Origin of the sequence: Klebsiella sp. C283 (genome assembly GCF_048822555.1) — a bacterium.
Lineage (GTDB): Bacteria > Pseudomonadota > Gammaproteobacteria > Enterobacterales > Enterobacteriaceae > Klebsiella > Klebsiella quasipneumoniae.
Genome location: NZ_JBMEZS010000007.1, coordinates 207,014 through 221,941, shown reverse-complemented (window position 1 = coordinate 221,941; position 14,928 = coordinate 207,014). Strand labels below are relative to the sequence as shown.

General features: G+C 55.4%; 12 protein-coding genes. 9 read left to right on the top strand and 3 right to left on the bottom strand.

The window, feature by feature from the left end; translation table 11 throughout:
- Position 1: 1 nt before the first annotated feature.
- Entirely contained in the window at positions 2-1,726 is a 1,725-nt protein-coding gene (gene ilvI, locus ACOI7Z_RS15555; protein ID WP_002888534.1) for an acetolactate synthase 3 large subunit, read from the bottom strand.
- A gap of 394 nt (positions 1,727-2,120) precedes the next feature.
- Entirely contained in the window at positions 2,121-3,089 is a 969-nt protein-coding gene (leuO, locus tag ACOI7Z_RS15550) for a transcriptional regulator LeuO (RefSeq protein WP_072140386.1), read from the bottom strand.
- Positions 3,090-3,703: 614 nt separating this feature from the next.
- Here leuO and leuL point away from each other — a divergent pair.
- The 9 genes from leuL to aroD all read left to right on the top strand — a co-directional run bounded on the left by leuL (position 3,704) and on the right by aroD (position 13,884).
- A complete protein-coding gene (gene leuL / locus ACOI7Z_RS15545; protein WP_017901192.1) occupies positions 3,704-3,790 on the top strand; it encodes a leu operon leader peptide in 87 nt (28 codons plus the stop codon).
- 95 nt (positions 3,791-3,885) lie between these two features.
- The gene (leuA, locus tag ACOI7Z_RS15540) at positions 3,886-5,457 is read left to right on the top strand and encodes a 2-isopropylmalate synthase (RefSeq protein ID WP_023291975.1); all 1,572 of its coding nucleotides are present in this window, start codon (positions 3,886-3,888) and stop codon (positions 5,455-5,457) included.
- Positions 5,457-6,548 (top strand): 3-isopropylmalate dehydrogenase, encoded by a 1,092-nt coding sequence (leuB, locus tag ACOI7Z_RS15535; RefSeq protein ID WP_023291974.1) that lies wholly within the window; start codon positions 5,457-5,459, stop codon positions 6,546-6,548. Before leuA ends, leuB begins: the two co-directional genes overlap by 1 nt.
- A gap of 2 nt (positions 6,549-6,550) precedes the next feature.
- Positions 6,551-7,951, top strand: coding sequence for a 3-isopropylmalate dehydratase large subunit (gene leuC, locus ACOI7Z_RS15530; RefSeq protein ID WP_023291973.1), 1,401 nt, complete (start codon positions 6,551-6,553; stop codon positions 7,949-7,951).
- Positions 7,952-7,961: 10 nt separating this feature from the next.
- The gene (gene leuD, locus ACOI7Z_RS15525) at positions 7,962-8,567 is read left to right on the top strand and encodes a 3-isopropylmalate dehydratase small subunit (RefSeq protein ID WP_048336394.1); all 606 of its coding nucleotides are present in this window, start codon (positions 7,962-7,964) and stop codon (positions 8,565-8,567) included.
- A 397-nt stretch (positions 8,568-8,964) separates the two neighbouring features.
- Complete coding sequence (locus ACOI7Z_RS15520; protein ID WP_087849883.1) at positions 8,965-10,998, top strand: FAD-dependent oxidoreductase; 2,034 nt, start codon at positions 8,965-8,967, stop codon at positions 10,996-10,998.
- 11 nt (positions 10,999-11,009) lie between these two features.
- Complete coding sequence (locus tag ACOI7Z_RS15515; RefSeq protein ID WP_017901194.1) at positions 11,010-11,873, top strand: shikimate dehydrogenase; 864 nt, start codon at positions 11,010-11,012, stop codon at positions 11,871-11,873.
- Positions 11,874-11,883: 10 nt separating this feature from the next.
- Positions 11,884-13,098 carry an MFS transporter gene (locus tag ACOI7Z_RS15510; protein WP_032453837.1) on the top strand — a complete coding sequence of 405 codons (1,215 nt, stop codon included), beginning with the start codon at positions 11,884-11,886 and terminating at the stop codon, positions 13,096-13,098.
- Positions 13,099-13,128: 30 nt separating this feature from the next.
- Positions 13,129-13,884 carry a type I 3-dehydroquinate dehydratase gene (gene aroD / locus ACOI7Z_RS15505; protein WP_087849882.1) on the top strand — a complete coding sequence of 252 codons (756 nt, stop codon included), beginning with the start codon at positions 13,129-13,131 and terminating at the stop codon, positions 13,882-13,884.
- A gap of 37 nt (positions 13,885-13,921) precedes the next feature.
- Here the strand turns inward: aroD and ACOI7Z_RS15500 are convergent, their stop codons facing one another.
- The gene (locus ACOI7Z_RS15500; RefSeq protein WP_004204315.1) at positions 13,922-14,818 is read right to left on the bottom strand and encodes a LysR family transcriptional regulator; all 897 of its coding nucleotides are present in this window, start codon (positions 14,816-14,818) and stop codon (positions 13,922-13,924) included.
- Positions 14,819-14,928 lie beyond the last annotated feature (110 nt).

The window sequence follows — 14,928 nt, the reverse complement described above, 5'->3', positions numbered from 1 at the left end:
ATCAGGTCCTCTCCGTTTTGCTCAACCACATTTCATCCATGCCGCCGCCGCGGATCTGCATGGGGTACACATGCTCACTGCCGTCGACGGTGACATCGACAAACACCAGCCGGCGCTGTCGCACCTGCTCCAGGGCTTCTGCAAGCTTCGTCTCCAGCTCCTGCGGCTCGCTGATGCGGATCCCAACGTGGCCATAGGCTTCCGCCAGACGAACGAAGTCCGGCAGCGACTCCATATAGGACTGCGAGTGGCGCCCGGAATAGAGCATATCCTGCCACTGCTTCACCATCCCCAGATAGCGGTTGTTGAGGTTAAGCACCAGGACCGGCAGCTCATACTGCAGCGCAGTAGAGAGTTCCTGAATGTTCATCTGAATACTGCCGTCACCGGTCACGCAGACGACCATTTCGTCCGGCAGAGCCATTTTGACCCCCAGCGCAGCCGGTAGGCCAAAGCCCATGGTGCCGAGGCCACCGGAGTTAATCCAGCGCCGCGGCTTGTCGAAGGGGTAATAGAGGGCGGCGAACATCTGGTGCTGACCCACATCGGAAGTGACATAGGCATCGCCCTGAGTCAGGCGCCAGATCGTTTCTATCACCGCCTGCGGTTTGATCTTGTCGCTCTGGTCGTCGTAGCGCAGGCAATGGCGGGCGCGCCACTGCTCAATCTGCTGCCACCAGTCGCGAATGTCGTCCAGCGGCTGCTGCGCCTCTTCCTGCTCCAGCAGCTCCAGCATCTGCTCCAGCACCAGCCGGGCATCGCCAACGATCGGCACATCTGCCGGCACGGTTTTCGAGATTGAGGTCGGATCGATATCGATATGCAGCACAGTCGCGTTCGGACAGTATTTGGCCAGGTTATTGGTGGTCCGATCGTCAAAGCGAACGCCGACGGCAAAAATCACGTCTGAATGGTGCATGGTCATGTTGGCTTCATAGGTGCCGTGCATGCCCAGCATCCCCAGCGCCTGCGAGTGTGTCGCCGGGAAAGCGCCCAGCCCCATCAGGGAGGAGGCCACCGGCAGCTTCAGCTTTTCCACCAGCTCGCGCAGCTGAGGTTCGCAATGCGCATTGATCGCCCCGCCGCCGACGTAGACGACCGGCTTGCTCGCCGCCACCAGGGTCTGCAGGGCGCGTTTGATCTGGCCTTTATGACCGCTGGTCGTCGGGTTATACGAGCGCATGCTGACCGCGTCTGGCCAGACGTACGGCAGTTTCTTCGCCGGATTGAGTATATCCTTCGGCAGATCGACCACCACCGGCCCGGGGCGACCGCTGGCCGCCAGCCAGAAGGCTTTCTTCAGCACGCCGGGAATATCTTCGGTCTGCTTCACCAGGAAACTGTGCTTCACCACCGGGCGGGAAATCCCCACCATGTCGCACTCCTGGAAGGCATCGTAGCCGATAAGCGATGTCGCCACTTGCCCGGAGAGGATCACCAGCGGGATAGAGTCCATATAGGCCGTCGCGATACCGGTGATGGCGTTCGTCGCCCCAGGCCCTGAGGTCACCAGCACCACACCGACCTCCCCGGTCGCTCGCGCCAGGCCATCCGCCATATGCACCGCCGCCTGCTCGTGGCGAACCAGCACATGATCGATACCGCCAAGGGTATGTAACGCATCATAGATATCGAGGACTGCGCCTCCGGGATAGCCGAATACTTGCTTGACGCCCTGATCGACAAGCGATTGGACGACCATCTCGGCTCCTGACAACATCTCCATGGTTTGCCTCCAGGCTTATTGTTTTACGACAGCGGAACTCAATTTCCGCGCGCTCGCACGATGCGAAGGAGTACCCCTCCGCACTGAGGTGAATGGACTGCATGCCACTACCATAACTGCTCGCCAGCAGGCAGGCAATTCGCCACCGGAGATGCTTTCTAAGTAGAATAAGAAGAAAAACAAGCGGAGAGAGGAAAATATGGTGGAATGCTTCAGATATAAGAAAAGAGAATAGTAAATACTCGGAGAAAAGGCGCGATAGCAGGAATTGATCCATTTTTTGTTAACGGGCGGAGAGCAACCGAAAGGGTAAACAGCATAAAATTCTGCATTATTGTAATTAAATCATATAAAAAAAGGAGCCGAAGCCCCTTTCATGCTTATTGCCATCGGCTCAGCGCTGACAAATATCCACCAGCAGCTCTTCCATCCACTGATGACCTTTATCGCGACCCGCCGCTTCGTGCCAGGAGAGATAGCAGGTCCGGCTATTCACCTTCAGCGGCAGAGGTAATATTTGCAGCGCTAACTTATCGGCAAACTCATTTGCCAGCCAGCGCGGCGCAATGGCCACCATCTGCGTTTGCGACACCACGTTTAATACGCTGACCATCGCATTACCTTGATATGCGATGCGCGCTTGTTTATCGGCGGTGTCATACCACGGCAGACTGAATGAGGCATACCGATCGAGAGCCACCGCGGCATGCTCCTCGCGATAAATATCAGCCTCCATCACCGGTCCGGAGATACGCGGATGGTTGCGGCTAGCCACCAGAACCATTTCATCTTTGAATAGCGGTACACAGGCAAACTCAGGACGACGAAATTCTTCATAACCGATCACAAATTCCGTTTCCTGATAACGTAACTGATGTTCCGTATTTTGATTAAGCGCTGATTTAAAGACTAAATGAATATTGGGCGCGATTTCGGCGACTTTATTAAAAATCACCGACGTCAGGATGTTATCCAGCGGGCTACAGACGCACAGATTGAAAACACGCTCACTGCTCAAGGGTTCAAAACCGGAGCCTGGCAATTCGTTTTGTACCAGCTGCAGCGCCTGACGCACTGAGCCAAACAGCTGATAGGCCCGCGCCGTCGGCTGAATACCGCGGCCATAGCGCACAAACAGCTCATCATTAAACATCACTTTCAGACGTGAAACTGCGTTGCTCACCGCCGGTTGAGACATGCCGAGCGTATGGGCGGCACGGGTAATATTCTGTTCCTGCATAACCGCATCAAAAACGGTAAGCAGATTGAGATCAACCATCCGTAGTTGAGGTTTTACGACTTCCTGTCCGGGGGCTGATTTATATTCTGGACTTTCAATTAACATATCTAGTTCCGCCGTCACGATGAATTCCCTTTACTAAACCGCTATAATTAGCGCCGAAAATATCATTTATCATGCCAATGACATTTGAAAAATAGCAAAGGTGTATTTTAGGAATATATCAAGGCTATGAGTGGCAGTGTCAAACCGGTACCACCGGAATAAATAAACTGCTCAAACAATATGAGTTACTTAATGAAGATGAGTCTAACCATAATCCAGGAAAATAAAAAGAACACCAATGGTTAACTGTAACTTAAGCAATAATAAAGTATTTTATTTTCCACCCCATAAAATTAACAACTATTTATCATTGAAAAAAGATCCGCTAAGGGGTAGACATATTCACACGAAAAATAAATATAATTATTTCATTCAGATAGCGATTTTTTACCGCTTCGCTCGCGGCGCATCGTGAGCGAGGCCTTTAATGCAAAGTGCATTTTCAAATGAAACATATCCCTGTATGCCCCCGCAGGTCCAAAATAGGATCTTCGGCAAAAAAGGGCTAACATCAGCACAATTAGCTAATTCACGCCGCGGACCAAAAACGCTTTTTCCATGCCAGGGGTTGACTTTGAAACGGCTATCCAGTAACTCTAAAAGCATAACGATTTCATCTGGAGTTTGACGCAATGATTCGCACCACTCGCATCACCAGCCTACTACTACTAAACGCATGCCATTTGCGCGGTAGGCTGTTGGGCGACGTTCAGCGTTAAGTCATCTTCCAGCAAGACTATAAAACCCGCGCCTTGGCGCGGGTTTTTTTATGCTCGTCAACAAGGCGCCAGGACACAGACTAAGGATCCAAACCATGAGCCAGCAAGTCATTATTTTCGATACGACCTTACGTGATGGCGAACAAGCGTTACAGGCAAGCCTGAGTGTCAAAGAGAAGCTGCAGATCGCTCTGGCCCTCGAGCGCATGGGTGTTGACGTGATGGAAGTCGGTTTCCCGGTTTCTTCTCCGGGCGATTTTGAATCCGTGCAGACCATCGCGCGCACCATCAAAAACAGCCGCGTATGCGCCCTGGCGCGCTGCGTCGAGAAAGATATCGACGTGGCGGCGGAATCCTTAAAGGTGGCCGAAGCGTTCCGTATCCACACCTTCATCGCCACCTCGCCGATGCATATCGCCACCAAACTGCGCAGCACCCTGGATGAGGTCATTGAACGCGCGGTTTATATGGTGAAGCGGGCGCGCAACTACACTAACGATGTCGAGTTCTCCTGTGAAGACGCCGGCCGTACGCCGATTGCTGACCTGGCTCGCGTCGTGGAAGCCGCGATTAACGCTGGCGCCACCACCATTAATATTCCGGATACCGTCGGCTACACCATGCCGTTCGAGTACGCCAACATTATCAGCGGCCTGTATGAGCGCGTACCGAATATCGACAAAGCCATTATCTCCGTCCATACCCATGATGACCTGGGTATTGCCGTCGGCAACGCCCTCGCCGCGGTCCACGCCGGAGCCCGCCAGGTAGAAGGCGCGATGAACGGTATCGGCGAGCGCGCCGGCAACTGCGCGCTGGAAGAGGTCATCATGGCGATTAAAGTGCGCAAAGACATCATGAACGTGCACACCAATATCAACCACCATGAAATCTGGCGCACCAGCCAGACCGTCAGCCAGATCTGCAACATGCCGATCCCGGCGAACAAAGCCATCGTCGGCACCGGCGCCTTCGCCCACTCCTCCGGTATCCACCAGGACGGCGTGCTGAAGAACCGCGAAAACTACGAAATCATGACCCCGGAATCCATCGGCCTGAACCAGGTGCAGCTGAACCTGACTTCCCGCTCCGGCCGCGCGGCGGTGAAACACCGGATGGAAGAGATGGGCTACCAGGAGAGCGATTACAACCTGGATCACCTGTACGACGCGTTCCTGAAGCTGGCGGACAAAAAAGGCCAGGTCTTCGATTACGATCTGGAAGCGCTGGCCTTTATCAACAAGCAGCAGGAAGAGCCGGAGCATTTCCGCCTGGATTACTTCAACGTTCAGTCCGGCTCCAGCGATATCGCCACCGCCTCGATCAAGCTGGTCTGCGGGGATGAGATCAAAACCGAAGCCGCCAACGGCAACGGTCCGGTTGATGCTATCTACCAGGCGATTAACCGCGTCACCGATTACAACATTGAATTAGTGAAATATGGCTTAAGCGCGAAAGGCCACGGCAAAGACGCCCTGGGCCAGGTGGATATCGTCGTTGACTACAACGGTCGCCGTTTCCACGGGGTTGGTCTGGCAACGGATATCGTAGAGTCGTCAGCCAAAGCGATGGTTCACGTGCTGAACAACATCTGGCGCGCCGCCGAAGTCGAAAAAGAATTGCAACGCAAAGCTCAGAATAAAGAGAACAATAAGGAAACCGTGTAATGTCGAAGAATTACCATATTGCCGTTTTGCCGGGTGATGGCATTGGCCCGGAAGTGATGAACCAGGCGATGAAAGTACTGGAAGCCGTGCGCCAACGTTTTGCCATGCACATTACCACCAGCCAGTACGACGTCGGCGGCGCGGCCATCGACCGTCAGGGAACTCCCCTGCCGCAGGCGACCGTCGCCGGATGCGAGCAGGCGGACGCGATCCTGTTCGGCTCTGTCGGCGGCCCGAAGTGGGAACACCTGCCGCCCGCAGAACAGCCAGAGCGCGGCGCCCTGCTGCCGCTGCGTAAACACTTTAAACTGTTCAGCAACCTGCGCCCGGCCAAACTGTATCAGGGGCTGGAAGAGTTCTGCCCGCTGCGCGCCGACATCGCCGCCAACGGCTTCGACATTCTCTGCGTTCGCGAACTGACCGGCGGCATCTACTTCGGTCAGCCGAAAGGTCGCGAAGGCAGCGGTCAGCATGAGAAAGCTTTTGATACCGAGGTGTATCACCGCTTTGAAATCGAACGTATCGCGCGCATCGCGTTTGAATCCGCCCGTAAACGTCGTCACAAAGTGACCTCCATCGATAAAGCCAACGTCCTGCAGTCGTCCATTCTGTGGCGCGAAATCGTCACCGAGATCGGCAAGGAGTATCCGGACGTTGAGCTGGCGCATATGTATATCGATAACGCCACCATGCAGCTGATTAAAGATCCGTCCCAGTTCGACGTGCTGCTGTGCTCCAACCTGTTCGGCGACATCCTCTCCGACGAGTGCGCAATGATCACCGGCTCGATGGGTATGCTGCCCTCCGCCAGCCTCAACGAACAAGGTTTCGGCCTGTACGAGCCAGCGGGCGGCTCGGCGCCGGATATCGCCGGCAAAAATATCGCTAACCCGATCGCGCAGATCCTCTCCCTGGCGCTGCTGCTGCGCTATAGCCTCGACGCTGACGAGGCGGCGAGCGCGATTGAAAGCGCGATTAACCGCGCTCTGGAGGAAGGCGTTCGTACCGGCGATTTAGCGCGCGGCACGGCGGCGGTCAGCACTGATGAAATGGGCGATATCATTGCCCGCTATGTCGCAGAAGGGGTGTAATCATGGCGAAGACGTTATACGAAAAATTGTTTGATGCGCACGTGGTGTATGAGGCGCAAAACGAAACTCCGCTGTTGTATATCGACCGCCATCTGGTGCATGAAGTCACCTCCCCGCAGGCCTTTGACGGCCTGCGCGCCCACGGCCGCCAGGTGCGCCAGCCGGGTAAAACCTTCGCCACCATGGATCACAACGTCTCGACGCAGACCAAAGATATTAACGCGTCCGGCGAGATGGCCCGCATTCAGATGCAGGAGCTGATTAAGAACTGTAAAGAGTTCGGCGTTGAGCTGTACGATCTGAACCACCCGTACCAGGGCATCGTTCACGTGATGGGCCCGGAACAAGGGGTTACCCTGCCGGGGATGACCATTGTGTGCGGCGACTCCCATACCGCCACCCACGGCGCCTTCGGCGCGCTGGCCTTCGGCATCGGCACCTCCGAAGTAGAGCATGTGCTGGCGACCCAGACCCTGAAACAGGGTCGTGCGAAAACCATGAAAATCGAAGTGCAAGGCAAAGCGGCGCCGGGCATCACCGCCAAAGATATCGTGTTGGCGATCATTGGTAAAACCGGCAGCGCCGGCGGCACCGGCCACGTGGTGGAGTTCTGCGGCGAAGCGATCCGCGATCTGAGCATGGAAGGCCGTATGACCCTGTGCAACATGGCGATCGAGATGGGCGCGAAAGCGGGCCTGGTCGCGCCGGATGAAACCACCTTCAATTACGTACGCGGCCGTCTGCACGCGCCGAAAGGCAAAGATTTTGACGATGCGGTGGCGTACTGGAAAACCCTGAAAACCGACGACGGCGCCACATTTGACACCGTAGTGACGCTGCAGGCGGCTGAGATTGCCCCGCAGGTGACCTGGGGCACCAACCCGGGCCAGGTGATTTCGGTCAGCGATAATATCCCCGATCCTGCGTCGTTCAGCGACCCGGTGGAACGCGCCAGCGCCGAGAAAGCGCTGGCCTATATGGGGCTGAAATCCGGCATTCCGCTGACGGAAGTGGCTATCGATAAAGTATTCATCGGCTCCTGTACCAACTCGCGTATCGAAGATTTGCGCGCGGCGGCGGAAATCGCCAAAGGGCGTAAAGTGGCGCCGGGCGTCCAGGCGCTGGTGGTGCCGGGTTCCGGTCCGGTGAAAGCGCAAGCGGAAGCGGAAGGCCTGGATAAGATCTTCATCGAAGCCGGCTTTGAGTGGCGCTTACCGGGCTGCTCTATGTGTCTGGCGATGAACAACGACCGCCTGAACCCGGGCGAGCGCTGCGCCTCCACCAGCAACCGTAATTTTGAAGGCCGCCAGGGCCGCGGCGGACGCACGCACCTGGTGAGCCCGGCAATGGCCGCGGCGGCAGCTGTGACCGGCCATTTCGCCGATATCCGTAATCTGAAGTAAGGAGACCATCATGGCAGAGAAATTTACCCAACATACCGGCCTGGTGGTTCCGCTGGATGCTGCAAACGTCGATACCGATGCGATCATTCCCAAGCAGTTTCTGCAGAAAGTGACCCGCACCGGCTTTGGCGCGCACCTGTTCAACGACTGGCGCTTCCTCGACGATAAAGGTCAACAGCCGAACCCGGAGTTCGTGCTGAACTTTCCTGAGTACAAAGGCGCATCTATCCTGCTGGCGCGGGAAAACTTCGGCTGTGGCTCCTCGCGCGAGCATGCGCCGTGGGCGCTGACCGATTACGGTTTTAAAGTCGTTATCGCCCCAAGCTTTGCCGATATTTTCTATGGCAACAGCTTCAACAACCAGCTGCTGCCGGTGACGTTGAGCGATGAGCAGGTCGACGAGCTGTTCAAACTGGTGCAGGCCAAACCGGGCATTACGTTTGAAGTGGACCTGGAAGCGCAGGTGGTTAAAGCGGGGGATAAAACCTACAGCTTTAAGATCGACGATTTCCGTCGCCACTGCATGCTCAATGGCCTGGATAGCATCGGCCTGACGCTGCAACATGAAGCGGCTATTTCCGACTATGAGCACAAGCTGCCGGCGTTTATGAATTAATCTTCGCGCCCGGTCATTTGACCGGGCTTTTTAGTTTATTGCGGCAGAAAATTGAGATCTTACGCACAAAAAACAATATTGCTTCGCCGATCGTCAGCCCATGACGTTGGCCTGCCCCACGCGATAAAGACGAATGATTCCGCTTTCCTCCCCCTGACCTGCGTGGTTTATGTATTATCCCTTCACTGCAAGTAAAAATAAGGTACGAGTGTTTAATATAAAAATATAACAATGTGAAAAAAGCGTTAATCTCATAGAGAACCCCTATAGCTCACAGCAAAAAAAAGCATTATTTTTCGATTTTTCGCCTCGCTATCTTTTCCCACAGAGAAATATTAACTAAGGACACGCCCGGGCCCCCGCATAGCGGTTTCCCGGCCTCCTGTGGAGAGAAGAGATGAGCCACTATCCGCACCTTTTCAGTCCGTTGACCATCAACGGCATGACGCTAAAAAACCGCATTATTATGCCCCCGATGGGCACCAATATGGCCACGCTCAATGGCGAGGTCTCGCAGGAACAGCTGGAATACTACGAACTGCGGGCCAAAGGCGGCACCGGGCTTATCACCATCGAAAACATCTGTATTGATTTCCCTTTCGCCTCCAACGGCACCACCCAGCTGCGGATCGATAACGATCAATATATCCCGCGGCTGTTTAAATTAACCGAGACCCTGCATAAACATGGCGCCTGCGTATCCATTCAGTTAAATCACGCAGGCGCTTCGGCTTATGCCTACCGCCTCGAAGGTCAGACACCGCTCTCCTCCTCGACGACGCCCTCGAAAAAGCACGGTAATATTCCGCGGCCAATGACCCATGAGGAAATTTATCACGCGGTGGAAAAATTCGGTGACGCCGCAGAGCGCGTTCGTCGCGCGGGTTTTGACTGCGTCGAAATTCATGCTGGCCACTCCTATTTAATTAGCCAGTTTTTATCGCCGCTATTTAACAAGCGCACCGATGAATTTGGCGGCAGCGTCGAAAACCGCGCCCGGATATTAAGTCTGATTGTCGATAAAGTTCGCGCCTGCGTCGGGCCGCGTTTTCCGGTCAGCCTGCGCATTAGCGCCGACGACTTCCTCAAGGGCGGCAATACCCTCGAAGATTCTCTGCGCATCCTTGAGCTCTGCCAGGAGAAGGTCGATATCATCAACGTCTCGGCGGCGCAGAACGACAACCTGAATCTGCAAATCGACCAGATGTCGCTGGAGGATGGCTGGAAACGTTATCTCTCCCGCGCGGTGCGCGATAAATTCCATAAGCCCACGGTCATCGCCGGCAATATCCGTACCCCGCAGGTGGCCGAGGATATCCTCGCCAGCGGCGATGCCGATCTCATTGCCATTGGTCGCGGTCTGATTGCCGAGCCGGAGTGGGTGCAGAAGGTGCAAAGCGGTAAAGAACGCCTGATGCGCAAATGCATCTCCTGCAATATCGGCTGCGCCGACCATCGCATCGCCCGCTCGCGCCCGCTGCGCTGTTCAATTAACCCGGACATCATTCACGGCGATACCTACAAAACGCGGCGCGTTAATCGCGAAACGAACGTGGTCGTCATCGGCGCTGGCACTGCCGGGATGGAGGCCGCCTGCACCGCGGCGGAAGTCGGCTGCCACACCTGGCTGCTGGAGGCGAAAAATCACGTCGGCGGTCTCGCCAGCGATATCGCCCGTCTGCCGGAGAAAAAACGCATCGCGGATTTCCCGCAGTTTATGAAAAACCGCATCGCCACGCTGGACAACCTGATGCTGCAGGTCGGCAAACGGGCAGACGTAGCCTCGGTTTCCGCCCTGCGTCCGCATCTGATCGTCAATGCCACCGGCTCGACCCCCCTGCTGCCGCCTATTGCAGGACTGCGGGAGAATATTGACGCCGCGGAAGGCAAGGTCTTTTCCATTACCGGCATGATCGACAATCTGGCGAAATTTACCCATGTCGAGGGCAAACGCATCGCCGTTGTCGGCGCGGGCGCCGTTGGCCTTGACGTCATCGAATACTTTACCGCTCGCGGCGCGCTAGCGGTATTAATCGAAATGCAGGACGCCGCCGGTCGCGATCTCGACATCATTACCAGGAATGCCATGTTGAACATGCTCGACGAGCACCAGGTCGAACAGCACATGAATACGCAACTGATGGCGGTGGCTGCCGACCATTTCCAGGTGAAAAATACACAGCATACCTTCGATATCCCCTTCGACTACGGCTTTGTCTGCCTGGGGATGCGCGCCAACCGGACGGGTCTCGACGAGATCGAGCGCTGGGCCAATGCCAATAACGTCAAAATCATGAATATCGGCGACAGCGTGATGGCGCGACGCATTATCGACGGCATCCGCGAAGGCCGCAACGTGCTGGACACCCTCGAAGACATGGGTGCGCTGGGCAGCCGCGAAGCACAACGAATTCCCTTTCTAACTTATTGAGGATTTTTGTCATGGCAGAACGTATTACTGGACACACTGAGCTGATTGGTCTGATCGCCACCCCGATTCGCCACAGCATGTCGCCCACCATGCACAACGAGGCTTTCGCCCATCTCGGGCTGGACTACGTCTACCTGGCTTTTGAAGTCGGTAATCAGGAGCTGAAAGACGTTGTGCAGGGCTTCCGGGCTTTGAAGCTGCGCGGCTTTAACGTCTCTATGCCGAACAAAACCGAGATTTGCCAGTATCTCGATAAGCTCTCGCCGGCGGCGCAGCTGGTCGGGGCGGTGAATACCGTGGTCAATGACGACGGCGTACTGACCGGGCATATTACCGACGGCACCGGCTATATGCGCGCCCTTAGCGAAGCGGGTATCGATATTATTGGCAAGAAGATGACCGTGCTCGGCGCCGGCGGCGCGGCGACCGCGCTCTGCGTCCAGGCGGCACTGGATGGAGTGAAGGCGATCTCGATCTTCAACCGTCGCGATAAATTCTTCGCCAACGCCGAAGAAACGGTAGCCAAGATCCGCAACAACACGCGCTGCGAGATCCATCTGTTCGATCTCGACGATCATGACAAACTGCGTGCCGAAATCGACAGCAGCGTGATCCTGACCAATGCCACCGGGGTCGGCATGAAGCCGTTCGAAGGCCAGATGCTGCTCCCGGACGACAGCTTCCTGCGTCCGGACCTGATCGTCTCCGACGTCGTGTACAACCCGCGCAAAACCCACCTTCTGGAAGTGGCTGAGAAAAAAGGCTGCCGTACGCTAAACGGCCTCGGGATGATGCTGTGGCAAGGCGCGCGCGCGTTCGAAATCTGGACGGGTAAACAGATGCCGGTTGATTACATCAAAAGCATCCTGTTCTAAGGGGCAAGCGATGAAAAATAAATACGTCCCTACCGCGGCAGGGCTGTACCTCAACTACCTGATTCATGGCATGGGGGTGCTGCTGATCACCCTCAACATGGCCCATCTCCAGGAGCAGTGGGGAACAGACGCTGCCGGCGTATCAGTGGTGATCTCCTCGTTAGGGATCGGCAAACTGGCGACCATCGTGACCGGCTTTCTGTCGGATCGCTTTGGTCGTAAGCCCTTTATCTATCTGGGGATCCTCAGCTATCTGATCTTTTTTATCGGCATTCTGCTGACCAAAAATATCTATCTGGCCTATGTCTTCGGCATTATGGCGGGCCTGGCGAACAGCTTCCTCGACTCCGGCACCTATCCGGCGCTGATGGAATCTTTCCCGCACTCCGCCAGCCGGGCCAACGTGCTGATCAAAGCCTTCGTCTCCGCCGGACAGTTCCTGCTGCCGTTCATTATCAGTTTCCTGATCTGGGCGAATCTGTGGTTCGGCTGGTCGTTCGTGATTGCGGCGGCGCTGTTTGTTGTGAGCGGCCTCTATTTGCTCAAAATGCCGTTCCCGGATAGCCAGGCGGCGAAAAAAGAGGCCACCCCAGGGCCACAGGCGGAAACCTCCGCCCGTCCGCAGGCCAACAAACTGGATATGGTGATCTTCACCCTGTACGGCTATATCGGCATGGCGACCTTCTATCTGGTCAGCCAGTGGCTGGCGCAGTACGGTCAGTTCGTGGTCGGCCTGCCCTATGCCTCGGCGATTAAGCTGCTCAGCATCTACACCGTCGGGTCGCTGGTCTGCGTCTTCGTGACCGCCGCCTTCGTCAAAGAGGTGTTCAGCTCCGCCGTCGCCATGATCATCTATACTGGCCTGTCGATGGTCTCGCTGCTGCTGGTGTGCCTGTTCCCGACGCCGATGATGGTTACCGGCTTCGCCTTTGTCATCGGCTTTGCCGCCGCGGGCGGAGTGCTACAGCTGGGAGCGACGATCATGGCGATGAGCTTCCCGAACGGGAAAGGCAAGGCAACCGGCATCTTCTACACCGCCGGCAGTATCGCCAGCTTCACGATCCCGCTGATCACCGCCAAACTTTCGCAGATCAGTATTGCCAGCATTATGTGGTTTGATTTTGCGATCGCCGTGATCGGCTTTGTGATCGCCCTGTACATCGGCTATCGTCAACTGCAGGCTCGGGCGGCGCAAAAAGTATCACCCACCGCAGTCACCGCCTGAGGTTCAACGCGAATAATAATGGATGCCTACATGACAAATGCAGTTACCGTAAAGAACATCACCTTCCAGGAAGGGGAAACCTTAATTTGTGTACCGCTGATCGGCAAAACGCTGGATGAAATACTGGGTAACGCCCACGGCCTGGTCGACGCCGGCGCCGATATCATCGAATGGCGCGTTGACCACTTTACTCAGGTGAGAGAGATGGCTCAGGTGATGGCCGCGCTGGCGGAAATCCGTGGCGCGCTGAAAGCGCTGCCGCTGCTGTTCACCTTCCGCAGCAAGAAAGAAGGCGGCGAGACCGAGCTCAGCGACGAGGCCTACTTCGCGCTCAACCGCGAAGCGGCGCGCAGTGGCCTGGTTGATGTCATCGATATCGAGCTGTTCAATGATGAAGCGCAGATCCGCGCGCTGGTTGACGATGCGCATGCCGCGGGCGTCAAAGTGATCATGAGTAACCATGATTTTCATAAGACCCCCGCCCAGGAAGATATCATCTATCGCCTGCGCCGCATGCAGGATCTGGGCGCCGATCTGCCGAAGATCGCGGTGATGCCGAAATCGCCGCAGGACGTTCTGACCCTGCTCGCCGCCACGCTGACCATGAAAGAGAAGTATGCCACCCGCCCGCTGATCACCATGTCGATGGGAAAATCGGGCGGCGTCAGCCGGGTGACCGGGCGTCTTTTTGGCTCAGCCATGACCTTCGGTACCGTGGGTCAGGCTTCCGCGCCGGGACAGATCGCCATCGACAAGCTGCGTGAAGTGATGGATATTCTCTCCTGATAACCCCTCAGCCCGGAGGACCTCTCCGGGCTATTCGCTAACAGATCTTCTGGCTGTCGTGGATGACCACATTTTTAAACGACTGCAGCGCAGGGGAAAGTCCGCGGTCTTTCATGGTCGCCAGATAGATATAGCGCGGAGGGAGGGTGTTTTTAATCTTCAGGATATGGACGTTGTAATGGGAGAGCGCCGAGATCCGCGGCATGATCGCGATCCCGTAGTCAATGCTGACCAGCCCGGCCATCGCGGTATCCTCTTCCACGTAGCAGGCAATCTCCGGCACCAGCTTTTGCTGCATAAATACATTATCGATAAACGGACGTAAGCCGCTATTTTCTGAAAAATAGATATAGGGATAATGAATCGTCTCCACGAGGTCGACTTCATGTTCATACAGCCGGGCCAGCGGATGATCCCTGGCGGTCACCACCACCAGCTCCTGCTGAATAACCGGAATAAAATCGATATCGGGTTCATCGGCAATATAAGAGCAGATCGCCAGATCGACTTTTCCCGCTTTCAGCTCTTGCAACAGCGTCAGCGAGGTCCCTTGAGTAAAAGAAAAAGTCACGTTGTGAAATTCAGGTGAAAGAGAATATTTATTAATTAACTGCGGAACAACATATTCGCCCATCGTGTAAATAAAGGCTATACGAATGTTTTCTTTATTTTCAGCGCCGTTTTTTTGCAAAACTGTGCGGCCATTTTCCAGTGAGGCCAGCGCATCTTCGACATACGGCAGAAACCGCTTGCCGTTTTGCGTAATTTTAACGTTCCGTCCCTGTCTGGCGAACAGCGCGACCCCTAACTCCTTCTCCAGCTCTGATATCGCATGGCTTAGTGAAGGCTGGGTGATGCACAGACTGGAGGCCGCTTCGGTATAATGTTCAGTTTCAGACAGACGTTTAAAATAATAAAGTTGCTTTAGGTTCATTATTTTTGCCCGTATAATATAAGAATAAATTCACTGATGCTAATATACCATGCAAGCCACCAATAATGCGCACGTGCGGGAAAATATTGGCGGTGCATCAAATATTATTT